General features: G+C 58.5%; 19 protein-coding genes and 1 tRNA gene. 6 read left to right on the top strand and 14 right to left on the bottom strand.

What is annotated here, in order from left to right:
* Positions 1 to 177 precede the first annotated feature (177 nt).
* Together M3089_RS10150 and M3089_RS10145 are read left to right on the top strand one after the other, a co-directional pair.
* Positions 178 to 251 (top strand) — tRNA-Asn (locus M3089_RS10150).
* A 29-nt stretch (positions 252 to 280) separates the two neighbouring features.
* Positions 281 to 553, top strand: coding sequence for a hypothetical protein (locus M3089_RS10145; RefSeq protein WP_249083866.1), 273 nt, complete (start codon positions 281 to 283; stop codon positions 551 to 553).
* Positions 554 to 612: 59 nt separating this feature from the next.
* Here the strand turns inward: M3089_RS10145 and M3089_RS10140 are convergent, their stop codons facing one another.
* From M3089_RS10140 to M3089_RS10130, 3 genes are all read right to left on the bottom strand, one after another.
* Positions 613 to 1,299 carry a hypothetical protein gene (locus M3089_RS10140; protein ID WP_249083864.1) on the bottom strand — a complete coding sequence of 229 codons (687 nt, stop codon included), beginning with the start codon at positions 1,297 to 1,299 and terminating at the stop codon, positions 613 to 615.
* 732 nt (positions 1,300 to 2,031) lie between these two features.
* The gene (locus tag M3089_RS10135) at positions 2,032 to 3,141 is read right to left on the bottom strand and encodes a hypothetical protein (RefSeq protein ID WP_249083862.1); all 1,110 of its coding nucleotides are present in this window, start codon (positions 3,139 to 3,141) and stop codon (positions 2,032 to 2,034) included.
* Positions 3,142 to 3,413: 272 nt separating this feature from the next.
* On the bottom strand, positions 3,414 to 4,823 hold the full coding sequence (locus tag M3089_RS10130; RefSeq protein WP_249083860.1) for an AAA family ATPase: 1,410 nt from the start codon (positions 4,821 to 4,823) through the stop codon (positions 3,414 to 3,416).
* 581 nt (positions 4,824 to 5,404) lie between these two features.
* On the opposite strand from M3089_RS10130, the gene M3089_RS10125 reads away from it, so the two are divergent.
* On the top strand, positions 5,405 to 5,944 hold the full coding sequence (locus tag M3089_RS10125) for a flavin reductase (RefSeq protein ID WP_249083858.1): 540 nt from the start codon (positions 5,405 to 5,407) through the stop codon (positions 5,942 to 5,944).
* Between the two features lie 4 nt (positions 5,945 to 5,948).
* Complete coding sequence (locus tag M3089_RS10120) at positions 5,949 to 6,431, top strand: DUF4251 domain-containing protein (protein WP_249083857.1); 483 nt, start codon at positions 5,949 to 5,951, stop codon at positions 6,429 to 6,431.
* Positions 6,432 to 6,551: 120 nt separating this feature from the next.
* Here the strand turns inward: M3089_RS10120 and pnp are convergent, their stop codons facing one another.
* The 9 genes from pnp to M3089_RS10075 all read right to left on the bottom strand — a co-directional run bounded on the left by pnp (position 6,552) and on the right by M3089_RS10075 (position 18,799).
* Positions 6,552 to 8,840, bottom strand: a complete 2,289-nt coding sequence (gene pnp / locus M3089_RS10115) for a polyribonucleotide nucleotidyltransferase (protein WP_205111156.1) — start codon at positions 8,838 to 8,840, stop codon at positions 6,552 to 6,554.
* A gap of 6 nt (positions 8,841 to 8,846) precedes the next feature.
* Positions 8,847 to 9,029 (bottom strand): hypothetical protein, encoded by a 183-nt coding sequence (locus M3089_RS10110; protein WP_249083856.1) that lies wholly within the window; start codon positions 9,027 to 9,029, stop codon positions 8,847 to 8,849.
* Between the two features lie 214 nt (positions 9,030 to 9,243).
* A complete protein-coding gene (locus M3089_RS10105; protein ID WP_249083854.1) occupies positions 9,244 to 10,170 on the bottom strand; it encodes a leucine-rich repeat domain-containing protein in 927 nt (308 codons plus the stop codon).
* Positions 10,161 to 12,611, bottom strand: coding sequence for a leucine-rich repeat protein (locus tag M3089_RS10100; RefSeq protein ID WP_249083852.1), 2,451 nt, complete (start codon positions 12,609 to 12,611; stop codon positions 10,161 to 10,163). The genes M3089_RS10105 and M3089_RS10100 overlap by 10 nt, the downstream gene beginning before the upstream one ends.
* 438 nt (positions 12,612 to 13,049) lie before the next feature.
* Complete coding sequence (locus M3089_RS10095; RefSeq protein WP_249083850.1) at positions 13,050 to 15,623, bottom strand: tetratricopeptide repeat protein; 2,574 nt, start codon at positions 15,621 to 15,623, stop codon at positions 13,050 to 13,052.
* 30 nt (positions 15,624 to 15,653) lie between these two features.
* Positions 15,654 to 16,436, bottom strand: a complete 783-nt coding sequence (locus tag M3089_RS10090; protein WP_249083848.1) for a hypothetical protein — start codon at positions 16,434 to 16,436, stop codon at positions 15,654 to 15,656.
* A gap of 10 nt (positions 16,437 to 16,446) precedes the next feature.
* A complete protein-coding gene (locus M3089_RS10085) occupies positions 16,447 to 17,082 on the bottom strand; it encodes a hypothetical protein (protein WP_249083846.1) in 636 nt (211 codons plus the stop codon).
* Positions 17,075 to 18,226: a caspase family protein gene (locus M3089_RS10080; RefSeq protein ID WP_205111144.1), complete on the bottom strand. Its 1,152-nt coding sequence runs from the start codon at positions 18,224 to 18,226 to the stop codon at positions 17,075 to 17,077. Before M3089_RS10080 ends, M3089_RS10085 begins: the two co-directional genes overlap by 8 nt.
* A gap of 9 nt (positions 18,227 to 18,235) precedes the next feature.
* Positions 18,236 to 18,799: a hypothetical protein gene (locus tag M3089_RS10075; RefSeq protein WP_249083844.1), complete on the bottom strand. Its 564-nt coding sequence runs from the start codon at positions 18,797 to 18,799 to the stop codon at positions 18,236 to 18,238.
* A 606-nt stretch (positions 18,800 to 19,405) separates the two neighbouring features.
* Here M3089_RS10075 and M3089_RS10070 point away from each other — a divergent pair.
* Positions 19,406 to 20,554 (top strand): TlpA disulfide reductase family protein, encoded by a 1,149-nt coding sequence (locus M3089_RS10070; RefSeq protein WP_249083842.1) that lies wholly within the window; start codon positions 19,406 to 19,408, stop codon positions 20,552 to 20,554.
* A gap of 505 nt (positions 20,555 to 21,059) precedes the next feature.
* On the opposite strand, the gene M3089_RS10065 is transcribed toward M3089_RS10070, so the two are convergent.
* The gene (locus tag M3089_RS10065) at positions 21,060 to 22,214 is read right to left on the bottom strand and encodes a vWA domain-containing protein (RefSeq protein ID WP_205111138.1); all 1,155 of its coding nucleotides are present in this window, start codon (positions 22,212 to 22,214) and stop codon (positions 21,060 to 21,062) included.
* Positions 22,215 to 22,232: 18 nt separating this feature from the next.
* Complete coding sequence (locus M3089_RS10060; protein WP_249083840.1) at positions 22,233 to 23,510, bottom strand: OmpA family protein; 1,278 nt, start codon at positions 23,508 to 23,510, stop codon at positions 22,233 to 22,235.
* A 560-nt stretch (positions 23,511 to 24,070) separates the two neighbouring features.
* Between M3089_RS10060 and M3089_RS10055 the strand changes: the two genes are divergently transcribed.
* Complete coding sequence (locus M3089_RS10055) at positions 24,071 to 24,616, top strand: DUF3332 domain-containing protein (RefSeq protein ID WP_249083838.1); 546 nt, start codon at positions 24,071 to 24,073, stop codon at positions 24,614 to 24,616.
* Positions 24,617 to 24,853: the final 237 nt, after the last annotated feature.

Below are 24,853 nucleotides of genomic sequence, written 5' to 3'. Positions count from 1 at the left end.
GCCTTCGGTTAACTATGAAGTCCATGATAACAAAACTGTAATATCTTAGCATGTAATTTGTGCTTTTCATCAATTATGCGTATATTTGCAAAGAGGATAAATGTTGACTTATTGTTGACTGATAGATATAAGCAAATCCTCAAGAGAGTTCGTTAAATGGTTGATAGATAGCACTTTGCTTCAATAGCTCAGTTGGTTAGAGCACCTGACTGTTAATCAGGGGGTCGTTGGTTCAAGCCCATCTTGAAGCGCTGTTTCAATTGGAGTGCCAACCGCAGCAATGTGGTTGGCACTTTTCTTTTTTGCCCGCAACCAAGTTGCGGCGCCCCGGGGCATAGGCGGTTTGAAATCCGTTGCATTCGTTGCTTGGCAAAAATTCCCCAAAACAGCAGGAATCCGCACGGTTGCCAGCGCGGCCCCGCCTGCCAGATGCCACACTGAAAGCATATTCAACTATTGGTTTTATAAAACCGCTGAACGCCCAACCGACAATGCCGCCGATGATGCCAAGCGGCGCCCCTCATTGTGCCAAGGCAATGCCGGCGCGGGCTGATATCGCCGTGCACATGCCTCATGCATCTACAAACACTCCCCAACCTCAGCCCCACCCCGTCACAGCGAATAGGCCACCCGCAGGAAGGCGCCGCCCAGGTTTTTCCGCTCGGGATAGAAAGGGCCGAAGCTCGTGCCCTTGTATGCCATGCCGCGCCTCATGGCGTATACGTCGAGGTCGGACCAGGCGTAGCCCAGCGACAGGGTGACGGGGTCGAACGCCGCGTAAACGCCTATGCGCACACTGAACGCATACCACCGGCCACGGTTGCCACTCACACGGTCATACCCTGTGGGCAAGCCCCATTTGTCTTTCATTTCAATGGTAACACTGCTGTAAGGCACGTTCATCATGAAGCCCGGCTCGGCCATGAGGCCGATGCCTACGCTTTCCGTCCTGATGAGCGCGGGCGTTCGCAGCAGCAGCGACGGCATGAGAAACGCGCTCATCATGCAACGGCTGTCATCGTCGGTGCGCCACTCATTTGTCGCGGGCACACCGCCATACGAATATTGCTCCCACATGCCCAGGGAGACGCCTATGCCCGCATACCTCACGGGAAACCAGTGGTAAGAGGCTTCCAGCTGCCATGTGTCGCTTGATGTAAGCTCGCCGGTAAGCCCCAGGCAGTGGCGCCAGGCAGCGTCGTCTTGACCTTTGTCGGCTGCGCCCGCCACAACCGCCACCATCAATGCCAAGGCGAGCGCCATGATACGAAAACCATTAATATGCCTAACCAATTCCATATCCCATTTACTTTATACCTGATTTCTTTATACCTGATGCAGCAACAGGCCGCGTAATGTTTATGTCAATGCGGATGCCGTCAAGTTGCAAATAGCAATGGTGAGCTATATGAGTGATAGTAAGTTAGCGGACAACAGCCTTGGTGGGTAATGTCTTCTGACTCCTTCTAACTTCCCATTACTCCCAGCTCTCCCATTACTCCCAGAGCTCCCATTACTCCCAGCTCTCCCAGCTCCCCATCTCCTTTTCCCCTTCCTTTTCGCCCCGGTACCACAGCCCGCCACAGCGGCACCTGGCCCGCCGCCATTGCCCCGCCGATGCCCCTGCGATGGTCCTGCCGCCGGAGAGCCCGCAGGTTCTTTTCCACTTCTCACATGTTCCTCATGCAAATATAGTCAATGGCGGCCGCCTTATGAAGCCTTGATGCAAAAACTTTCACAGTCTGGTACTGTTGCGAACAATCATAAGGCAATGTCAACCAACGGCCCCGCTTCCCCACCGCCCCAGGCAAGCGAAAAGGCCCGTACACAAAAGCCACCGTCCGCCCCAGCCGCAAAAGCCCGGCCAAAACCGGCGACAGCCAAGGCCGGGACAGCCTCCCGGCAAGCGCCGAATCATGAGATGCCATGGCTTAGGGGCACAACGGCCGTTGCTTACGCATCAAGGCATGGCGCACAACCGGCCTGCGCCACAGCCATGAGGGCCATGCCCGGCCGTGGCGCCCGTGGCGTTCAATAGGCTTCCATCCAGTTGCCATGTTTCAGCGGGTTCATCTCGTCTTCCTCATGAGGCATGCCGGAAAGGGGCAGCATGGTCACTATGGCGGGCTTCATCTGCAGTGTCTTGAAATCAATGTTCCTTTCCTCCACCCTCACCATGCCTGAAAGCAGGCTGGTGTAATGCCTTGTGCAGAGTATCGTCCCCCATTCGCTTCTGAGCACTTCCTCCCGCAGTAGCCCGCCTTTCCAGATGCGCGCCAATGTGTCACGGCTGCTTCCATACACCTTGGTGTAAATGTTGGCCCCGTCCACCGCTGTGAGCGTCACCGTCTCCTTGACATCGCCCGGACATCTCGGGTTGGGGTGGCACACAGACTTGAACAGCCGCCCGCCAGCATAATGCATTTCCGTTGTGGGCATGAAGTCGACGAATCGCTTTATGAAATACGTGCCACCTCCGGCGGATATGGGCACGATGTCGGCCTTAAGCAGGTAACGGCCGCCGTCCAGGTCGCTCGACCAGAACCCCACGCATTGGTCCACCTTCACCTCAATCCTGTACCCCTCGGGGGCCGCCAGGCATTTGCCAGTCGGCGTCTCCCTGATCTCGCTCACCCACCCGCCGTCGCCATAAACCATTTCGGTCAAGGTGTGCCGCGTGGTGTCGGGATTGTGGAAGTCGACACTGTCTATGGCCATCCTGAAGCCCAGGTATGCACTGTCTGTGTTCTCTTCCCAAAGCTGCGGCTCGCCCAGCTCGTCGAAACGCAGCAGATAGCGCAGCCTGCCTTTGTCGTCGTATCCGTACACCAGGCGCTGCGCGTAGGTTTCCGAAGGCGCCGAGACGGTTGCCATCAGCCTGCCGCCGCTGTCAACATATCGCGTGAGCATGTTTTGCGGTGCATTCCTCAGCTCCATCACGGCATACGAATTGTCGGAAAACACAATGGAGTCGTATTCAATGCATCCTTTCTCGGCAACAAGGCTTTCATCGTCCAACTGGCTGTAACGGACGCTGCTTGAAATCTCCAGCGGCTTGTCGTGACAGCACGCAGCCACCGTCAACGACAACAAAAGCGCAACGGCGGCGGGCGCATGGCTGTTGTTCAGTTTGTTATTCATGTCAGTCATTGTTTGGTCGTCACGATAAAAAACGTAACAACGGCATGCAATATTGCAGGCCCTGCGTTGATTATGAGCATTTTCATCTGCCGGGCTTGTTTCACCGGCTGCACCAGTAAGGCTGCACCGCGACGTGGTGACAGGTGGTGACAGGTGGTGACAAGCGACAGGGCTGCAAGCCACAACAGACGTGGGTGTAGATTGGTGCCAACTGCAATATATATTTATATATATATTGCAGTTGGCACCATCACCCCCGCAGTGAACATTAATCAACCACCCTTCAGAGAATATTTCTCTGTGTGCCTGTCAACGGCCAGTATGCCCATGGCGCGTGCCTCGGTCACCTTGCGCTTGGCCGTGCGCCCCGACACGGCGGCGTGCACCGCCACGGCCTCGCACAGCTCACCGTAGGTAAGCTCGGGGTTGGGGCCGAACGACTCGCGCATCACGGCGGTCAGCCTGGCTGCCCGAACCTCGGCCGCCGCCTGGCCCCGCCCCATCTCGACAGGCATTATCACCCCGCTGTCGGTGATTGAGAAGGCGAATGGCGCCACGGGGCGGTTGCGGCAGTCGGTCTGCTCGACCACGAAGTCGTCGGCGCGGCGGGTCACCTCGAACACCTCGCTGGCCTTCTGCAGCAGCAGCGTGCCCAGGTGGCCCTTCATGCCGTGGTCGCCGTCGCCCTTGTTGGTGTGCAGCACGCAGCACACGGCGCAGTCGGCCCCGGCCGAGAGCCTCATGAGCTCGCCTATGAGGGCCGTGCTCTGGCCCACCTCGTTGAAGTCGGCCAGCAGGTCGGCCACGCCGTCGATGAACACCGCCGCTGGCCTGGCGCGCTCCACCGTGCGGCGTATGAAGGGCAGCCGCTCGGCCATGGGCATGGCTCGCAGGCAGTAGGCTGCCAGACGCGGGTTGTTGCGGTCGGTGTGCCACCCGAGCATGGCGTGGATGCGCCTCACCAGGCGCATGGTGCTCCTGGGGTGCTGCTCGGTGTCGAAGTATACCACGCCCGCCTGGCCGCAGCAGGAGCTGATGCCGAAGGCGGCGCAGCCCAGCACCGAGGCGGCGAGCACGGCCGAGAGCAGGCTCTTGCCGCTCTTCGACTTGGCCTTGATGGCCTGCAGGTCGCCCCGGGGCATGAAGCCCACGCCGTCCTGGCTGAGCAGGAAGGTGGGTCCGGGGCAGGGCTTGGCCAGGTCGACCGACCACTCGGCGCCGGCGGGCCCGGCGGCGGTGTCAACGCTGCGCAGCCCCTCGGCCACGGCCTCAACGGCCTGGCGGAGCCCCACCACCTCCGACGTGGCCGCGGCGCGCGCCAGCGAGGCCACGGCGGCCATGCGGCGGCGGGCGGCGAGCTCGCGCAGGCGGGCCAGGTTGCGGGCAAAGGGCGACGCGGGGTTGGGCCTGTCGAAGAGTGACGTGAGCGCCTCGGGGCTGATGCCCGCCTGGTGGGCTGCCGACCACGCCATGACGCCCACCACGTCGGCCTCGCCGCCCGCCGAGCGCACGGCCCTGGCGGCGGTGAAGATGGCCGAGCAGGAGGGGTCGCGGAAGAGCTCGGGCGAGAGCGAGTCGAGCAGCTGGTTGTAGGTGAGCGCCGCCCCGAGGGCGTCGCGCTCGCACTGTGCGTCGGCCATCGGCGCCGGCGCGGGTGTTGTCTGTGCAATTGTGTGTTCCATGGTTGTGTGCTGTTTTGTGTAGTTGCGGGCCAGGGCGGCGTGCCCCGGCCCGACGGCAAAGATACACTGCGGGGAAGGCCATGGCAAGGCCCGGGCGGGCAAAAGCGGCCATCCCGACCTGCAAAACGGCATGTCCGGCCATGCGGCGGGGCCCCCGCGGGCGGGCCGGGGCGTGGCGGGCCTGACGGCTACAGGACCATGAGGCTGTAGGCCCTGACGCCGGTTTGGGTTAAATCATATAAAAATGAGGGGCGCGGCAGACCGCGTTGGCAGAAAAAGGCTATCTTTGCAACTGACGGCGGGCACCGCCGCCAACGGGCGGGCTGGGAGAGCTGAGAGAACTGAGAGGGCTGGGAGGGCTGGGAGAACTGGGAGAGCTGAGAGTAATGGGAAGTTGGAGAAGACATTACCCACTAACGCCGTTGCCCGCTAACTCCCTATCATTCCCAATAATTCCCAAAGCTCCCAGAACTCCCAAAGCTCCCAGAGTTCCCAGTTCTCCCAGAACTCCTACCACTCCTATAGCAACTTTGCAACTTGACAACATTAATATAGTTTTTTAAAAGAAAAGACATCAGACTATGGAAAAAATCGATGTGAAGGCCCTGACCGACAATGTGTTCAGGGCCATCGGCACGGAATGGATGCTGGTGACGGCCGGCACGGCCGAAAGCTTCAACACCATGACGGCCTCGTGGGGCTGCCTGGGGTGGCTGTGGAACAAGCCCGTGGCGGTGGTGTTCATACGCCCCGAGCGGCTTACCCACGACTTTGCCGAGCGCAGCGACACGCTCACGCTCGCCTTCCTGGGCACCTCGGCCCAGGCGCGCCGGGCCTACGAATACTGCGGCAGCCACTCGGGGCGCGACACCGACAAGATGGCGGCCACGGGGCTCAAGCCTGTGGGGCTGCCCGGCGGCGGCGTTGGCTTCGCCCAGGCGCGGCTGGTGCTCGAGTGCCGCAAGCTGTACAGCGACAGCCTCAGGGCCGACCGCTTTGCCGACAGCAGCCTCGGCAGGTGGTATGGCGGCAAGATGGGAGGGCTGCACGATGTGTATGTGGCCGAGATAAAGGCGGCCTACGCCGGCGACGGCTGTTGGGCCGGGGCAACCAACGGATAGGGCCATGATGAGGTTTGCAATGTCACTGGCCGTGGCCGCCATGATGGCGGCCTGCGCCACGGGGCCCGCCGCCGGCGGCGGTGGCGGTGCCGAGGGCGGCGTGAGCCCTGCCGCCTACGCCGACGGGCGCCTGCTGCTGCGCCCCACCATGGCCATGACGCAGCGCGGGCGCAGCGTTTCGCTCACCGACGGTTTCTTCCTGGAGCTCAGGGGCGACAGCGTGGTGTCGCGGCTGCCCTACTTCGGCCGGGCCTACACGCCCACGCTGGGCACGGGCAGCGTGCTCGACTTCGAGGCGAGGGCCACGGGGCTGAGCAAGGGGCGCACGGCCGACGGGGCGCTGAGCATAGAGTTTTCGGCACGCACCACGGAAGACAGCTTCAGGTTCAGGGTGAGGGTGTACGACGGCGACAGGGCCACCGTCGACGTGAGGCCGCAGCGGCGCGACCAGATTAGCTTCGACTGCGACGTCGACGGCAGCCGCTGACACACCGAAGGCCGCCGCTCGCCCTTAGGCACAAAGGGGTAAAAAAAGACACCCGGCCTCACGGCCGGGTGTCCCGATATCAGTCTATTTTTGCCTAAAACAATGGTATGTGTTGTTTACTTAATATCCCATCTTGTCGAGCGAGTCGTTGAAGTCGCGCGGCTCGCGCTCCTCGTCGCGGAAGGCGCCGTCCTGGCGGTGGTCGCCGCGGGGCTTGCGCTCGGGCCTGGGCCTGCGCTCGCCGCGCTCACGGCGCGTGGGCCGCTCAACGTAGCCCTCGGGCTTGGGTATGAGCACGCGGTGCGACAGCTTGTACTTGCCCGTCTTGGGGTCTATCTCCATGAGCTTCACCTTGATCTTGTCGCCCTCCTTGATGCCGGCTTCCTCGACGGTCTCGAGGCGCTTCCAGTCAATCTCGCTGATGTGCAACAGTCCGTCCTTGCCGGGCAGTATCTCGACGAAGCAGCCGTAGGGCATTATCGAGCGCACGGTGCCGTCGTAGACCTCGCCCACCTCGGGTATGGCCACTATGGCGCGTATCTTTGCCAGGGCGGCGTCGATGCTGTCCTTGCCGGGGCCGCTTATCTGCACCTTGCCCACGCCGTCGGTCTCGTCGATGGCTATGGTGGTGCCTGTCTCCTCCTGCATCTGCTGGATGATCTTCCCGCCCGGGCCTATCACGGCGCCGATGAACTCCTTGGGTATCTCTATCTGCACTATGCGCGGCACCTGGGGCTTGAGCTCGGCGCGCGGCTCGGCTATGGTCTCGGTGAGCTTGCCCAGGATGTATTCGCGGCCGGCCTTGGCCTGCATGAGGGCCTTCTCGAGAATGTCGAAGCTCAGTCCGTCGCACTTGATGTCCATCTGGGTGGCCGTGAGGCCGTCCTTGGTGCCGGTGGTCTTGAAGTCCATGTCGCCCAGGTGGTCTTCGTCGCCCAGGATGTCGCTAAGCACGGCATACTTGTCTTCGCCCGGGTTCTTTATCAGGCCCATGGCTATGCCGCTGACGGGCTTCTTCATGGGCACCCCGGCGTCCATCAGCGCCAGCGTGCCGGCGCATACGGTGGCCATCGACGACGAGCCGTTGCTCTCCAATATCTGGCTCACCAGGCGGACGGTGTAGGGGAAGTCCTCGGGTATCTGGCCCTTCAGGGCGCGCCATGCCAGGTGGCCGTGGCCTATCTCGCGGCGGCCCACCCCGCGCTGCGCCTTTGCCTCGCCGGTGCAGAACGGCGGGAAGTTGTAGTGCAGCAGGAAGCGCATGTAGCTCTTGTCGAGCACGTCGTCGACGAGCTTCTCGTCGAGCTTGGTGCCGAGGGTGCAGGTGGTGAGGCTCTGCGTCTCGCCGCGGGTGAAGATTGAGCTTCCGTGGGGCATGGGCAGCGGGCCCACCTCACACCAGATAGGGCGTATCTCGTCGCACTTGCGGCCGTCGAGGCGTATGCCCTCGTCGAGTATGCATCGGCGCATGGCGTCGCGCATCACGTCGTGGTAGTAGCGGTCCATCATGGCCTGCTTCTCCTCCATCTCGTCCTCGCCGAGGTCGGCGTGGGCGGCGGCGTAAGCCTCCTTGAAGTCGGCCAGTATCTTGTCGAAGGCCTCCTCGCGGGCATGCTTGTCGAGGGCCTGCTTGGTCACGTCGTAAGCCTTCTGGTAGAGCTCGTCGGCCATCTGCTTGCGCAGGTCGTCGTCGTTCACCTCGTGGCAGTATTCGCGCTTGGTGTCCTTGCCCAGCTCCCTTGAGAGCTCGGCCTGCAGCTCGCACATGGGCTTGATGGCTGCCATGGCGGCCTTGAGGGCGCCTATCATGTCTTGCTCGGACACCTCTTTCATCTCGCCCTCCACCATCATGATGTTCTCTGCCGAGGCGCCCACCATGATGTCCATGTCGGCCTCTGCCATCTGCTGGAACGTGGGGTTGATGACATACTCGCCGCCTATGCGGGCCACGCGCACCTCGCTGATGGGGCACTCGAACGGTATGTCGGAGCAGGCCAGGGCCGTCGAGGCGGCGAAGCCTGCCAGGGCGTCGGGCTGGTCGACCCCGTCGGCCGAGAAGAGTATTATGTTCACAAACACCTCTGCGTGGTAGTTCGACGGGAATAGCGGGCGGAGCACGCGGTCAACGAGCCTCGAGGTGAGTATCTCGTTGTCGCCCGGCTTGCCTTCGCGCTTGGTAAACCCGCCGGGGAAGCGCCCTGCGGCCGAGTACTGTTCTCTGTAATCCACTTGCAAAGGCATGAAATCTGTTCCGGGAACTGCATCTTTTGCGGCACAAACAGTGGCCAGTAGCACGGTGTTGCCCATGCGGAGCATGCACGACCCGTCGCACTGTTTTGCCACCTTCCCGGTCTCGATGCTGATGGTGCGTCCATCAGGCAGCGATACGGTCTTCGTAATAACGTTCATCTAAAACTAAAACTTTATTGTTTCTTTAACATCTAAATCGCCACAAAGGTAAGTAAAATAAGTGTAACCGACGAAGGATGGCGCAATTAATTTGCACTTATTATGAAAATATGCAGCAATGTGATCCGGAGGTTGCAGGCGCGGGGCAAACCGTCGTGCCGCCAGTGCGGCTGCAAATGAGTGTTTCATGTCGTTACGTCTTTTGGATGTTCATCATCGGCCCGGCCCCACGAGGTCCACCTTCCACCCGCAGGCCGGGAGCATGGCGGCCATGAGGCAGGCCGCGAGCCATGATTTCTTCCTCATTGCGATGGTGCTGATTAATGGTTGTTGCGGACAGCCACTTTGGTTGCGGCAGCCCGGCGCACGCTGTACGCACCGTGTGCGCCGGGCCGCCGCAGGGTCATTCGAGCCGGAGCTTCACGGCCTGCGTGCGCCCCGCGCCGTCGGTGAGCCGCAGGATGTACACGCCAGGCTGGCGGGCAGCGAGGCTGGGCGTGCTACCCGCGGCCACGTCCACATGCGCCCCGGCGGCGGAGAAGAGCGCGGCCCGGCTGCCTTCGGGCAGTCCGCCGACATTCACGCGCAGCCCGCTGATGCCAATCTCCACGCCGTCGAGCGGCAACCGCCCGGCAGCCGACGGCCCGCTTACGGAGAATTCGCCCCAGAACGTGAACAACGGCATGTCGGTGCAAGTCATCTCAACGCTGTACCAGCCAGTCTCCGTGATGGCGTACAAACCTCCCAGCGGCGGCATCTCGGTGCCGTCGCGGGCAAGCGAGATGACCACGGGGTGGCCGTCGGCGGAGAACAGCTCGCCGCTGAGGTCGAGCAAGTCGCCCGTGCCGGGGTCGAACGGCGGCTGATACCACAGGCTGAAGGGTGTGCCGTCACCGATGGAGCCATTCACCACGGCGGCCTGCATACGGTCGGGTATCTGCGAAAAGCCGAACGAGTTGCCTGTGCAGCCCAGCTCGAAGAGCTTGGCCTCCGGTGCGAAGGCCAGCCGCCTTATGCGGTTGTACTCGCAGTAGAGATACTTCAGCCCCGTGTTTTCGGTGAGGTCAAGCTCCGTGAGCTGGTTCATGTTGCACGACAGTGTGCGCAGCCAGAGGCACGGCGACACGTCGAGCGAGGTGAGCGCGTTGGCACCGAGGCTAAGCTCGTAAAGCCCCGGCATGGTGGAAAGGTCTATGCGGTCGAGCTGCATCCCGTCTATCTCAAGGTAGAGCAGGCCGGGCATGGGCTGCGTGCGCAGGCCCGACATACTTACGCTGCCATAGGCGTCGGCCGCTCTTATGGTCACCCGCGACGGCCCGTCTATTGCCATGGCATGGCGCGTGGTGCCGGCGGGCAGGCTGTAGGGCGTTGCGCCGTTGGCGCCCCATCCAACATCACGCGCCCTTGGCCGTCGTAAATCTCGAAGCCGTAGCTGCTGCGCACATCCAGGAGCACCTGGCACGGCTCGTCGGCGGTGAGGTCGAAGCTCATGTGCGCGGCGTCGAGGTCGGCCTTGCCCACGGCGTATGAAGCGGTAGCGGTAACGTTGGCACCTGCGGCGAACTCGGCCACGGGCGCGCCGTAGTCCTGCCCGCCCACGCTCCAACCATCGAACGCGCACTCCTTGCCGCCCAGGGTCTCAGCCGTGGCGGAGGCTTCGAGGCGCACCTCCTGGCCCGGGGCGTAAAGCCCGGCACCCTTTAGCACCGCGCCCTCCACGGCCGACTTGGTGCGCACCGTGTAGCCATACTCCTCTATCTGCGGGCAGCGGCTCCAGTCTGCGTCGGCAAAGTAAAGGCCGCGGCTGCCTATGGGCACGTGGAGCGTGGCGGCCTCGAGCACGCCTTCGCCGAAAGCATCGCCGTAGCCGGGGGCGGCTGTGTCGGCGGCCAAATATATGTCGGTGAGCGCGGGGCAGTCGTACACTTCAATGCTGCGAAGGTCGGCGGGCAGGCGCAGCGTGGTGAGCGAGGTGAGGCCACGGAGCGAGGATATGCCTTCAAGGGCGGCGCAGCCCTGCAGGTCAAGCTCAGTGAGCTTGGCGCAGCCCACGATGCCGTCTCCCGATATGCTACGCAGCGTGGATGGCAGGCGCAGCGTGGTGAGCGATGAGTGTATGCAGCCATCGTGGATGCCGCCTGTCACCACCACGCGCGTGGCAGGAACTGCCGTGTCATTGTCCGGCATGCCCTCTGGCAACAGGTCGAAGCTGAGGCCGTAGTGCTGCTGCAGGGGCGAGGCCGAGAAGTCTACCTCCTCCAACAGCGGGCAGTAGCTCGGCCCGGCAGCCTCGCGCAGCTGCGTGGCGGCCGAGGCGTCGAGCGTGCGCAGGCGCAGCATATAGTTTATGTCGAGCCTTTCGAGCGAGGCGGGCAGGCGCAGCGTCTCCACGTTCCAGCCACCCACGCTGAGCTCGCGCAGCCCCTCGGGCAGCGTCACGGTCTCCACGGGGCCGTATGCCCCACTGAGCACCTGCAGGCCGGCGGGCAGCAGCAGCGTGCGCAGGCGGTGGCACGAGCCGAAGCCACTGAGGCTGGCAAGGCCGGTGCAGGCCGAGAGGTCGGCCTCGGCCACGAGCGAAGAATTGAATGAATTGGGCTCCAGGCCGGTGAGCGTGGATGGCAGGCGCACGGCGGTGAGCATGGGCGCGCCCGTGCAGCTGAGGCAGGTCACGCCCTCGGGCACGGTGAGGCTGCCGCCGAGGAAGGGGCAGTCGGTGATGGCAAGAGCATACCGGCCTTGTGGCAGCGAGAGCGAGCAGAGGGCGTTGTCCGCAAACGCCACCTCGCTGCCGGTGAACGCGGCTCCGGCGAGGTTGAGGAAGTGGAGGTTGGGCAACTGCGCCAGCCACTCCACGTCGGCCTGGCCTATGGTGCCGCTTACGGTGAGGCTGCGCACGTCGGCAGCGCGCAGCCCCATGCCGCCCACGGTGCGGGCCAGCTGTCCCTCGGCCGCGTTGCTTACCACAATCTCGTCTATCTTATCGGTGACGTCGACGCCGGGGAACGCCTCGGCGTAGTCAGCCGGATTGGGGGCTATGACGTAGGGGCAGCTTACATTGCCCTGCTCGCCGAAGCTCACCGTGGCCACGCCCTTTATCTCGATGCCGCACAGGGTGGCGCCGTGCAGGGCGCTGTCGGCCACCGAGGTGACCGTGGCGGGCAGCGTGAGGCAGCCCGTGTGCCTCGGGGCAACGGCCAGCAGGCGGGTGAGGCCACGGTCGTACACGGCTCCGCCTATGCTCCGCGCCGTGGCCGACCCCTCTGGCACTTCTATCTCGGCGAGGTGGCCCATCTTCCAGAACGCCTCGGGGCTTACCGAGCGGAGGCCTGCGGGGAGTATTATCTTGGTGATGGAGGCGCCATAGTGCCACTTGGTGAGCGAGTTGTCGCCCACCTTGGTGAAAGCGTACACGGGCATCTCGCCGGCCGGATAGAGGCGCGGTCGCCCGCCGCCCACAATCCATTCGGGGACGATGGGCGAGTAGCTGCCGCCTGTGCCGCGGTACTCGCAGATGGTGGCCTCCGAGAGGTCGAGCTCCTGCGTGGCGGTCATCGTGGCGGCCTTCAGCGTCCCGAAGTCGCGCGCGTCGACATAGCCCGTCACCTTCAGGTGCGTGGCTATGAGGGCTTCGGGCGTTAGCTGCAACTGGCCGGGGCCGGGGCTGCTGACCGTCACCACGTCGGCGGCTGCCGCTACAAAGGATAGTGCTGTGACGCAAACCGCAAGCACACACTTACGGATGCAGGTTGTGGTTTTACGGATTCTCATGTTTTATGTCTCAGTTAATGGTAAGTTGCTACACAATAAAAAAACTATATCCGGCATGGCATTAAGAGGTGTGCGGCGCACGGCGCAATCCCACGGACAAAGGCATGGGGCCCATGCCCCAACCGTCACGCGCAGACCGTACTATCCAAAGGCAATGCAGGCGTTCATCAGGCGGGCCTGCCCGAAATGCCGGGGCGAAACTAGTATATGACACAAAGGTAAATATATTTTCCTTGCCCACACCTTCCGTTAATATTTATTAACAATGAAATTGCGCGGGCGGGCCCGGAAGCCTGCCCGCGCTCTGCTGCAAACCCATCAAGACACAGGCCATGCAGCCACTGCACTGTCCATCCAAGCAAATTGTGGCCCGCCTGTTTTCCTGGAAACCGGAAAACTGAATGAATGGCAAACAGAAAACAATCCAATGCTACAGCACTATTTTTCCTCCCTGACAATAAGTTCAATTATCTTGCCTTCCGCATTGAGTTCCGAGCTTACACGCACCACCTTGACCCTAGCAGGGGCCGTGCTCAGGCGCATAAGGAAATCAGCTGCAGTCTCTGTCGCCACTATTGTTGTGCCGTTACTGCCGATTATCTTAACCACCGCATCAGACGACGCAAACAACAGTGGCAAAAGCCTTTCCGACTCCGCTATCCTCTCATCGGGCGACAATACCTGGTCGGACAGCACGTCAAGCTGTGTCATATAGCTTGTGGACGGCTCTGGCGAATCGGCAAGAGTTCCATTAACCGAAGCTGCCTCTATCTGCCCAAGACGAAGTTTTGCCTCGGCAATCAAGTCTGCGCCCGATGGCGAAAACTGCACCTGCAAGAATTCTTCCACCATGCTCAAATAGAACTTTGCCCTTTCTAAGTCTTTTACATGTCCATGCCTCCCTTCAAGGTATATCTTTCCGACTTCCAATGCCGCCGAAGCTTCTTTCATGTCGATTGCCTTGAGATACAAATCCATTTCTTTCTTGTAATCATGGTTTACCTCTGCCTCGTATTCAGCCAACAACACATAACCTATAGGGAAGTTCCTTTCCACCAACTGATTTGCCCAATATGGCACTTGCCCATAGTCCCTTGCAACATTAACGCCAGAACTGTAAGAGGCTGCAATATCGTATAATCCCTGATAGAAACCGCCCTCGGCACTTTTGCGCAAATATTCGAACCCCATGACAGTATCGCGCTCCACATAGCAATATAATTGATAGCTGACATAAGCGGCCGCAGGGTCTCCCTGAGCCGCCTTGCGCTCAAAAGCAGACAGTATGTCCTTATCCTTGTTCTGAAGATAAAAGTTAACTATCCAGCCAATGCCAGCCCCAACCAAACGGGCATGTGAATAGCCTGCAGAGTTTGCAAAACGGCAAACCCACTCCACGCCGGACCCAACATCGAGAGGCAACCCGATAGAGGGTCCGTCAAAACACATCTGCACCATGCGGAATTCAGCATCTGCGTGACCCTGCTCGGCCGCCATCTTTGCAAACGACAGGCTTTTGGCCGCATCCTTGTCTGGCCGTGGAGAATACAAGAAGCGGTCAAACCCGTCGGCAACCTGAGAAATGTCAATGCCCGATGAAGGAATATAATAGAAGCTCATCACGTAAGCAGCGTCGGGTTCTCCGCCATCGGCAGCCAACCTATAATATTTCAAGGCTTCTTCATACTTATTTGCTTCACGATATTCGCATGCAAGTAACTTATTGCATACAGGTGTATTCAACGTTTTCAACTTGCCCAAATATTCTTCATATTTAGCCGTGTTCTTTTCCTTTTTGTATATCCCGAGCAAGCCACCGTATACATAACTGTAAAGTATTAGCTTGTAATCAGCACCAAGAGTTAAAACCGGAAACAGATTTTCCAATATAATGAGATTGGACTTCAACTCAAGCAAATCGTCACGCACCGACGCAATGCCGATCCTCAACAAGTATGGCAACACTAAGAAATTGCCATCATGAGCATTGTTTTCTTCTACATACTTGTCTACCTTTCCCAAATACATCCCGGCTTTGTCCAGGTTGCGTGGAACAATGTTACCCTGTATATAAAAAGCAGCAAGATTGTAACTCGCCACAAGCGATGCTTCAGGGCAATCTTTGTCTTCTACCGAAGCATACCGCTCAAGCAGCTGCATGGCCTTAGTGGGATTATAGTAGTGGGCAGGAATCCTTAAATCCACGGTTTGCGAAGACATTACGTACATTTGTGCCAGCATGACACCGCCTACAGGATCTTGTTCGGAAGCCATGGTAAGCATGCGTTCAGCTTCGGCCCACTTGGCTTTGCAAAACAAATGCACTCCCATAATCGTCATTGCCCTAAAACGCCCCGGGTAAGTTTTGTAGCCCGAACATTTCTCAAGAAGCTCCATTCCCTTACGTTCATCACCGTTTTCAAGCATCTCAACCCCTTCAAGATAGAGAGAATACGGGTCTTCGTACTCCTCCGAGACGGTACCGCCAATCTTAAATGACGACAGGTTGACCATGATTCGCAGCGGCACCGACTTGTCGATGCCACTACCCTTAATCTTTTTCACCACACGCACCGAGGCATAAGCATTGGTAAGAGAAACGCCGCCCGGCATTCCACTTCCGCCAAGGCCGAGGCTGTTCATCTTCGGTTCGGAAACCACTTTCTCGCATCTGAAGCCTGAATATTCCACCTGAAGAGAATTATCGAACTTTGACGTGATATTCTGAAGATACTGGAACAGCGGCAAAGAATTGTACTCTATATCGCCCGACTTGGCTCTCGGCGAGATGTCATCGAAAGTCTGCACCTTGTCATTCTCACACATAGCAAATATGGAATCCATCTTGTCTATCTGCTCCAAATTCCCGGCAAACAACTCCATAAAGCCACAATATTTCTTGACACGCTCCTCTACGGCACCGCGCTCATCGGCAGACAGCCTGACCGTTTGCGACATAACAGGAGCACCAATGCCTAACACAAAACCTATAATCAAAAATAATCTACACATGTTATTATTAACACTACACCTAATATGACATCAAAACTTTTTAAGCTGAGTTATCAGCCAACCTGTGTTGTACTCACCGCGTTTTTCTACAACCTCGACAGTGAAGCTATAGCCCGGAACAGAATGAAAATGGAACCGCACACAATCTACAGATACAATGTCGAGCAGGCCATTGCCAAGCAGCACGGCAAGCATTGACAACCTGTCCGGAGAATACACGCGCCTGTCCATAAGGCCGGATACGTTGCGGCGTCGGCCACCCATGGACAGCAGCCCGACAAAACCAACTTCGTGTTCTACGGGCGATATGGACACCCCGCCTGCGGCATCGGTTGCCGCCACCTCGAACATATCACCATAAGCATTGCTTATCACCCACCGATACTCGCTCTTGCCAACCTTGAGAGTGTGCAAGTAGAGTTTCAACTTGCCCAACCGTCCGCCAACTCTCACAGAGCACTGCACTTCGGCCGTCCACGTAGAGTCTTCGTAACGCAACTGATAGTCGTGGCCCACAACATCGTTGACAAAGCTGACCGCCATGCTATCGAACACGCCATTTACATCACGAAACCTAGAATAATCGAACAATGTGAAAAGATACTTCTTGCGGTATGACGTGTCGTTACGCTCGGTTATCTTCTGTCCATCCCATGCCTCTGTTGCATTGAAACGAGCCATGAACTCATCTATCTGCTTCACCCTGCCCTTTAGGAGGCTCTCGTAAGCAGAAGGAACTGGCATCAATGCCTGAGCCGACACCAACAAGCGACAGGCAAGGGCAAAGGAAAGAATGGTGATAAACCTACACATAAATACAAACTCAATAAGCCATAGTCTCCATCACCTCTATGTCGCCAAGCCTAACACTCCAATGCTGACCAAGCACATAGTCATTCTCAGGAATTATATAGACCTTAATGTTCTTTTGCGTAACATCCCTATAGACCTTACGCATTTCCTTGCCCATAAAGCCCTCAAAACGTTGGAATATAGTGGCAGTAGCCTCATAGTGGTCGCCAACTTTATAAATGTTACTTATCCTATATGTGTCGGCCTTGGACAACCTCACTTCTGCATAAGGTAATTTTATGAGATTATCAAGATAAGTAACCAAAGGCGTTTTGCGCTTCACCTCCTTGCCATTGCGTACTGACGAGACCTGCATCGACACACCTTCACGATACTGCCCGTTGGGATCGGTGTATGCCTGCCCCTCACCTATAAACAGCTTCAAGACACTTTTCTTGTAGGTCTGCTTCACCCTCTGCGAATACTTTTTTCCTCCCAATATTGACAGATTGTTCTGGAACATGTCTATTACCTCGCCAACACGGTCCTTGAATGCCTGTATATCACTCTCGGACAAGTCGCTTACTTGTGCATTTACTTTCGATACAGAAAAAGACAAGCTCAACAATAGCAGAAACAATACTCTCTTCATCATTATTCTATTCATAATCCTTATATATTTCATGCACTTTCAAATATGTATATTTCCCATTAGAATCCCTTTTAAAATCGACCTCTACAAGATTAACAAGATTTCTCAATGTACACAATCGCAACATGAAATCTTTAGCCCTCTCGGTAGAAACCACGGTTGTTCCATTGCGGCCTACAGACTCAACCTTGACATCAGGAGAGGCAAAGACAACAGGCAATGTGCGCTCCATGACCTCTATCCTCAAGTCAATGTCATATTTATCGTTGCCGATTGCGGTCAGCAGGTCGATAGGTGCTTGCAGACCGTCTGTATCATCGGGCGTGGCTGCATTCTCCGGCGCATGACCCTCATGCCTGTCGACAGTGGTTTCAACATCAACTGAGTATACGGGAGTGTGCTTAACAGCATTCTTCGTAGCCTCCCGCGCATTGCTCAATACAATATCCCAATCGGCATCCATACCATTTGACACGACAAACTGAAGTGACCTCAAGAAGAAAATGGTAAACGCACCACCCGCAGGCGAACCGTCGTTATAATTCAACGTGACAGAGTTCTCGCCCTTCTGGCTACCCGAAGCTATTATGGTGCCTTTGTAATTCATAAAAAGATTGGTGTAGGCATTGACCGGACTCTTGCTGAGCACAGTGAATCCCTTTGACGCCTGTTCCTTGCTTGTCACCCCGGGAGCCACTGAGTTACAACAATCGCCAAAGACTATCTTAAGCCGCGCAGGCATATCTTCCAGCCTTCGCAAAACATATTCCAACGGAACGAACTCATTATCATAATGACTTCCAAGACACATCTGGGGGTAATCCGACTCGTCTTGCACCGACCTGGTGCCATGGCCAGAATAATAAAACATTACCACATCACCTGAAGATGTTTGCAAACGGTCAAGCACACCCATCAAGTTTGACTTGGAGCAATTGGATCCGGAATAGAAGTATTTTTCCAAATGCAGACCCGTTGCAGAGGCGATGGTGCTCATCTCCATGGTCATGTTCACAAAATCTTGCTTATCCCCACTCCCTATCGAAGGGTCGTTGGTATCTGCGAAGACTATTGCATGAAGCGACTGGGAAAAAGCCTCCCCCGCATGAAGCATGCATAAAGCAAGCAAAGGGAAATAACAAACTAAGAACTTTTTCATATCTATCTGTTAATACATGGTTATCGAACTCAAGTATTCATCGCCGGGGAACAGTTCCAGGCCGAATTGAACCAACAAGTCTTTGCACCCCCAAGCCACCTTTTTCACTATCTTGCCCTCTTTGGCAAATGCCAACTCACTGGTATTGAAAGCAAGCAACAAATACATATCACCGTCTTCTCCATTTACTTCTATCGCAAAATATGGAGCAAACAATGTTTTCACAACAGGGGCGTCATATACATAAGACTTCTCGTTGCCCAAAATAAAACGCAACACGGCCAACTGTTCCACAGTCAAGGATTGTGCACTACCTACGACACTGAAACCGACTATACTGCGACCCTTACCGCTTGCGACAGAATCGGCCAACGGATTCAACTTGTAAACAACAACTCTCTTCGAACCATCCAGGCCATTCACAAAGGCCGAATCCCAATGCCTGAACATAACGGGAGAACTGTTTATACCACCGGTACTGGCACTACGCCTAACGCAACCGCAACCGCAAAACAGTACAACATTAGCCACAAGCAGGAACAAAACGGCTCCCTTCTTTCGCTTTGATTTCATAAACTAAACTTTAATACCTAAGGACAACGCAAAAAGAATATTTATCATTCTCTGAAACATTGCACACATAGTAATTTCAACTTATTTTCCTATTAGCAAGACGTACACGCCTTTTGAGGTACAAATATACTCATAAAACAATAAAAGACAGCCTGGAGCAAAGAAAATAATGTTAATCTTATGTGTAAAATTGCAAAATACAAAACAGCATTACCGACAAAAGGCTTCAAACGGATACAAAAGCAAACAATCAACACACAAAAGTGGCCTAAACAACAATAACGAACAACAATTGCACCTGAGGTTTCCCATGAACAACCATCACAATTCTTTAACTGCCAAGCAGATTCAAAATACATGAACCTGCCATCTAACCGGCCAAACAAATATTCAGCAACCATCTTGCAACCATCTTGCGGACAAAAGCGCCCGCCCCCGCGCGGCGGCGCAAAAAGGGGGGGGCGCGGGCCATTTTCTTGGCGGCGGCTGCCAACGTCTCGATTATTTTTCGTAATTTTACCACCGCTTTCGCGGGGGCGCGGCCGGAGGGGCCCGGCGGCCCTGGGCGCCCGCCCGCACCATGCAACAAAAAGAAAACCTACAGATATGAGACAACTAACGCTTGCCGCCACCATGGCGGCCGCCCTCGCGCTGGCTTCGTGCGGCGAGGACAAGTTCCGCGTAGAGGGCAGCATCGGCTCGGCCGAGGACTCGCTGCTGTACTTCGAGCAGATGACACTGCAGGGCCCGGTGGCCCTTGACTCCGTGAGGCTGGGGGCCGACGGCGGCTTCAGCTTCAGCGCGGCGCGCTCCGACGCGCCCGAGTTCTACCGCCTGCGCATTGCCGGGCAGATTGTGAACCTGGCCGCCGACTCGACCGAGACGATAACCGTAAGGGCCGACTACCCCACCATGGCCACCGGCTACGAGGTGGAGGGCTCCGACGACAACAGGCGCATCAGGGAGCTGGCGCTCATGCAGATAGCCCTGCAGCAGAAGGCGCTGGCCCTGACCCGCAACACGGCGCTCGGGCAGCAGGAGGCCGCCGACAGCATCAGGGCGCTGCTCAAGGCGCACAAGGACAGAGTGACGCGCGACTACATATTCAAGGACCCCAAGGCCCCGTCGTCGTACTTCGCGCTGTTCCAGGCGCTGGGCAACACGCTGATATTCAACCCCGGAGGGGCTGATGGCGACATAAGGGTGTTTGCCGCCGTGGCCACGGCGTGGGACACGTTCTACCCCGGCAGCCTGCGCGGCGAGAACCTGCACAACATTGCCATCGAGGGGATGAAAAACGAGCGCATCATCGAGGCCAAGAGCAGCGCCTCGGTAGACCCGGCCAAGGTGACCACCACGGGCATAATAGACATCTCGCTGACCGACAACCACGGCCGCAGGCGCTCGCTGAGCGAGCTGAAGGGCCAGGTGGTGCTGCTCGACTTCCACCTCTTTGCGCTGAAGGACTCGCCGCAGCGCATACTGATGCTGCGCGAGCTGTACAACAAGTACCACGGCCGCGGGCTGGAGATATACCAGGTGTCGGTGGACGGCGACGAGCACTTCTGGAAGCAGCAGACGGCCCAGCTGCCGTGGATTAGCGTGCGCGACGCCGACGGGGTGGGCTCGCAGCGCCTGGCCACGTACAACGTGACGGGGCTGCCCGAGTATTTCCTCATCGACAGGGGCAACAACCTTGTGAGCCGCTCGTCGCAGATGCCCGACCTGGAGAAGGCCATCGAGGCGCTGCTCTGACCGCACGGGCGGCCTGGCGCGGCACGTGGCCGCCACGGCCGGGACGACACGCAACGGGGCGACACACAACGAGGCGGCGCATCCCCATCGCGGGGGTCGCCGCCTCTCTCTTTTTATGTTCAACTCTATATTTATCAAAATACGGATATCCGCATCCTGCAAAACGGGAATGGCAGAAGGAGTTTGAATTAGAAGGAGTTAGGAGGAGTTAGAAGGAGTTAGGGGAGTTAGAAGACATTACCCACCAAAGCTGCTGCCCGCCAACTCCCTATCAGCCCTATCACTCCTATGATATCCCATATCGTCCTATATCATCCTATGATATCCTATCGCCCTATATCATCCTATGATATCCTATCATCCTACTATCATCCTATGATATCCTATCGTCCTACAATATCCTATAATTTCCTATCACTCCTATGTCCCCCATTGCCATTGGCAACTTGCGGACATTCATTTGTCAAAAGCGGGCCGGAGGCCGCGCCCCCGGCCCAGGCCGCGATCATGGTTCCCCGAAAACGATGTAGAACGTGCGCTCGGCCCTTGTCCTGCCGTCGGCCGACAGGATGGTGATGCGCACCTCGTGGGCCTGGCCATCCATGAACTCGCCCACGTTGGTGAAGCGTATCACATAGGAGTTCTGCATGGCCCCGGTGACGGGCAGCGACGTGAGCGTCACGCCCGAGAAGTCGGACGAGGCGTAGAGCACCGTGCCGCCGGTGTACTCGGATATCCGCCACGGGCGCTCCTTGTAGCGGATTGACTCTGCGAACGAGCTGCTGCCGCTGAACACGGTGTGGACGGTGCCCTGCACGGTGCTCCAGTTTTCCTGCGAGCTGAAGTACTCCGTCGACCATGCCGAGTAGCCCGACGGCTGGTTGGGCTCGTCGGTGAAGTTGACGTATATCCTGTTGGAGCCCGTGCGGAAGTCCATGTGCTTGTCGCCGAAGAGGATGGCCATGGCGCCGCACTCGTCGTCGACGCTGCCGAAGGTTGACGCCGCCGACTGCAGCGCCCTGGCGTCGGTGCCGCCGAAGCCCATGGTGCGGTTGGTGCCGGTGCTGCGGTTGAGGTAGTCGCCCAGGGCGTCGGCGTCGGTGAGGTTGAGCGCCCCGTTGACGTAGCCGTTTTCAGAATATCCCACGCAGCCGAAGCGTATGTCGATGTTAGAGCTTTCGAGCAACTGCGCCCACGAGATGATGTCGCGCGCAATGGCGTTGGCCTCCTCCGACATGCTCCCGGAGTTGTCCACGCAGAACACAAGGTCTACCACCGAGGCCTGCTCGCCCTGGTTGTCGGCGTTGTTGGTAACGAGTATTCCCTTTGGCTTGCCGTCCACCTCGACCCATACGTTCTGGCCGGGCTCCCCGGTGCCCAGCAGCCTCATCCACCCGTAGTCGTCGGCGTTCTGCACGCCGGTCATGTCGATGCGCACGATGGCGTCGCCCCCGTCGTTCTCAACGGTGTACTGTATGTTGGGTATGGTGGTTGTCGACCCGTCGATGTCGGGGTTGGGGCCTGCGAGCTCGTCGCTCGGAATGCCGCTGCGGTTGCCCTCCTCGAGCACAATGGTGTCGTCGCCGTCGCTCAGGCATGAGGTCAGCGACAGGGCAGCCGCCATGAGCAGCGTGCCCACTGATGATATGTAACGTTTCATAGCTGTTGTCTTTGTTGTTTAGAAATTGTTAAGTATGGTGAACTCCACCCTGCGGTTCATGGCCCGGCCCTCGTCGGTGTCGTTGGTCGACAGCGGGCGCGACATGCCGTAGAAGCTGTAGGTGAGCTTGTTGCGGTCGACGCCCTTCTTCACGAGGTAGTCCACCACGGCCTCGGCCCTCTGCCTAGACAGGTCCATGTTAAACTCGGCCGAGCCCACGTTGTCGGTGTGGCCCTTCACCTCGATGCGCCGGTTGGAGCGTATGAGCGTGGTGGCCAGCTTGTCGAGGTATTCGTGCGACTCGGGGCGTATGGTGCTCTTGGCGAAGTCGAACGTGATGGCGTCGACGGCGCAGATGGTCTTGCCCTCTATGCTCTCGTTCTTGGCCATGAGGTCTATTATCTCGTCGAGCGTGTAGCACGGCTTGTCGGCCGGCTCGGGCTCGGGCGCCGCCACCACTGGCTCGGGCTCCGGCTCGGGGGCGGGCTGCCCTTTGCCGGAGAATATGCTGAACGGCACGGCCAGCACGGCCCCTATCTCAAACCCGCTGAGCTTGCGCGTGCCGTCGATGCGGTAGTTGCGGTTGAAGAGCTGCGCCACGTCGTTGGCCTCGCCGTCCTTCTCCTTGCCGCCGTAGGTGTCGGTGAAGCCCAGCTCGTAGCTGGCCTCGATGCCCAGCCAGCAGCGGTCGGAGGCCACGGGTATGGCAAACTTCACGCCCACGCCCACCTGCCCGGCAAAGTAGGTCGACGCCATGTTGGCGTCGGACAGGTCGGTCTTGTAGCCCGCCACGCTGCAGTCATCGTACTCGGCCATGAGCTGTATGTCGCCGGCCGTGGCAAAGCCCAGCACGGGGGCCACGTAGGCATAGGGCCTCACCTTGGCCGAGGCCTTGCCAAACTGGTAGATTAGCGGCACGCGTATGTCGATGTATCGCGAGCGCAGGGCATAGTAGATGTCGCTGACGCCCCCCTGCTCGTAGGCGTCGCCCATGTTGGCTATGTCGGTGAGCTTGCCCCCGCGCGTGAGCAGCGACAACTGCGGGCGCACGGCAAAGCGGCCCTCGCGGCCAAACTCGCCCTGGGCGAACACCGAGAAGACGCCGCTGCCGCGGTTCTTGCTCTCGGGGAAGAGCTCCTCGTCGATGTCAGAGAAGCTCATGTGCGACGAACGGTAGGCGCCGCCAAGCCCGAAATACCACTTGCCCCGGGGCGCGTCCTGCGCCCACGCCCCCGCAAGGGGCAGGGCCGCCAGGGCCATCGTGGCGATGATTGATTTCATTTTCCTTTTCTCCATATTTCCACTTGTATTTTAATTAGTAATGTGCAAAACCCTGTGTCACGGCATCGGCCGCGCGGCCGCGGCGGCTTGCGCCACGTGGCCCGCGCCTTGCAAAGTTACAAAAAACTACGACACCCGCAGTGCGGCCGCCGGGCGGAGCGGGAGCAAACGTTGCCGCGGCGTGAGCAAGCTGACAAAAATCGTGACCATCCGGCAAAAAATATCAGGCCCCGGCAGCCGTTTGGCCGGCGGCATCAGCCGTTTGGCAGCTTAAAAACCGGCGATGCGCCGCCAAAAGCGGCCTTGCCCGGCCTGCGCCAAGGGCGCTTTTCCTTACACAGAGCAGCAGCGGAGGCGCCAAGGGCCACCGCCCCGGCGGCACGCCCCAGGCAGCCACCCGCCGGCGGCAAAAAAGCGCCCGCCGGGGGCCGACAAAGGCAAAAAAGCGGGCAGCGGCTTTGCCCGTTCGCAGGTTTTATGTATATTTGCAATGCAGCAACCCGCGGGCCACGGCAGCCCCGGGGCCGGCACGGGCCGCGCGGGTGCTGCCGGCTAACCACTAAAAACATATCAAGATGAAGAAAGCAACAATCAAGGCAGCTGCCTGCCTCATGGCAGCCACAGTGGCGTTCAGCTCGTGCATAGGCTCGTTCGGGCTGTTCAACAAGGTGCTCGACTGGAACAAGGGCATCAGCAACAAGTTTGTCAACGAAGTGGTGTTCATACTCATATCGCCGGCCTATGCCGTCTGCGGCATGGTCGACCTGCTCGTGCTCAACACCGTGGAGTTCTGGAGCGGCTCCAACCCCGTGGCCAAGGTGGGCCATGTAGAGAACGTATGGGGCAGCGACGGCCGCCAGTATGCCGTCAAGACGCTCAAGGACGGCTACGAGGTGACCAAGCCCACGGGCGAGAAGGTGCTCTTCACCTACGACGAGAAGCACCGCAGCTGGTCGATGCAGGCCGAGGGGCAGGAGCGCGAGCTCTTCCGCTTCAACGGCGACGGCACCGTCGAGGCCACGCTGCCCAGCGGCGAGAAGAAAAACGTGGCACTGTCCGACGAGGGCATAGGCTCGCTGCGCCTGGCCATGGGCGACGGCCTGTTCTTCGCTGCGCGCTGAGGCAGGCGCCGCCGTCCGCCAAGGGCCGCCGGGGCAGGGGCATGGCGCCACTGCCCCTGGGCGGCCCGGGCCATGCCGTGCCACACAACCAGACTGGCGACTATATCAACATGAGAAGCTGTTTTGAATTTCTACAAAAAGTTTTTCTTGGCTTTGTGTTTCCGTTTTCGTGCGTACTTTGGGCGATTTTTTGGCCATTTCCGCATCTGTGCTTCGTCAGATAGCCCGCTATCTTCC

This window comes from Marseilla massiliensis, from assembly GCF_023336985.1.
In the GTDB taxonomy this organism is placed as follows: domain Bacteria; phylum Bacteroidota; class Bacteroidia; order Bacteroidales; family Bacteroidaceae; genus Prevotella; species Prevotella intestinigallinarum.
The sequence above is the reverse complement of the archived record's forward strand: the minus strand, read 5'-3'. Positions and strand labels throughout refer to the sequence as shown.

Bases quoted from the DNA above. Each gene is read 5' to 3' on its own strand.
- M3089_RS10110 (WP_249083856.1), bottom strand. From the start codon at position 9,029: ATGAAACACTCATTTGCAGCCGCACTGGCGGCACGACGGTTTGCCCCG.
- M3089_RS10060 (WP_249083840.1), bottom strand. From the start codon at position 23,510: ATGGAGAAAAGGAAAATGAAATCAATCATCGCCACGATGGCCCTGGCG.
- M3089_RS10085 (WP_249083846.1), bottom strand. From the start codon at position 17,082: ATGAATAGAATAATGATGAAGAGAGTATTGTTTCTGCTATTGTTGAGC.
- M3089_RS10125 (WP_249083858.1), top strand. From the start codon at position 5,405: ATGGAAAAAATCGATGTGAAGGCCCTGACCGACAATGTGTTCAGGGCC.
- M3089_RS10105 (WP_249083854.1), bottom strand. From the start codon at position 10,170: ATGGCAATAGACGGGCCGTCGCGGGTGACCATAAGAGCGGCCGACGCC.
- M3089_RS10135 (WP_249083862.1), bottom strand. From the start codon at position 3,141: ATGAATAACAAACTGAACAACAGCCATGCGCCCGCCGCCGTTGCGCTT.
- M3089_RS10090 (WP_249083848.1), bottom strand. From the start codon at position 16,436: ATGTGTAGGTTTATCACCATTCTTTCCTTTGCCCTTGCCTGTCGCTTG.
- M3089_RS10100 (WP_249083852.1), bottom strand. From the start codon at position 12,611: ATGAGAATCCGTAAAACCACAACCTGCATCCGTAAGTGTGTGCTTGCG.
- M3089_RS10145 (WP_249083866.1), top strand. From the start codon at position 281: ATGTGGTTGGCACTTTTCTTTTTTGCCCGCAACCAAGTTGCGGCGCCC.
- M3089_RS10080 (WP_205111144.1), bottom strand. From the start codon at position 18,226: ATGAAAAAGTTCTTAGTTTGTTATTTCCCTTTGCTTGCTTTATGCATG.
- M3089_RS10065 (WP_205111138.1), bottom strand. From the start codon at position 22,214: ATGAAACGTTACATATCATCAGTGGGCACGCTGCTCATGGCGGCTGCC.
- M3089_RS10130 (WP_249083860.1), bottom strand. From the start codon at position 4,823: ATGGAACACACAATTGCACAGACAACACCCGCGCCGGCGCCGATGGCC.
- M3089_RS10075 (WP_249083844.1), bottom strand. From the start codon at position 18,799: ATGAAATCAAAGCGAAAGAAGGGAGCCGTTTTGTTCCTGCTTGTGGCT.
- M3089_RS10140 (WP_249083864.1), bottom strand. From the start codon at position 1,299: ATGGAATTGGTTAGGCATATTAATGGTTTTCGTATCATGGCGCTCGCC.
- M3089_RS10120 (WP_249083857.1), top strand. From the start codon at position 5,949: ATGATGAGGTTTGCAATGTCACTGGCCGTGGCCGCCATGATGGCGGCC.
- M3089_RS10070 (WP_249083842.1), top strand. From the start codon at position 19,406: ATGAGACAACTAACGCTTGCCGCCACCATGGCGGCCGCCCTCGCGCTG.
- pnp (WP_205111156.1), bottom strand. From the start codon at position 8,840: ATGAACGTTATTACGAAGACCGTATCGCTGCCTGATGGACGCACCATC.
- M3089_RS10055 (WP_249083838.1), top strand. From the start codon at position 24,071: ATGAAGAAAGCAACAATCAAGGCAGCTGCCTGCCTCATGGCAGCCACA.
- M3089_RS10095 (WP_249083850.1), bottom strand. From the start codon at position 15,623: ATGTGTAGATTATTTTTGATTATAGGTTTTGTGTTAGGCATTGGTGCT.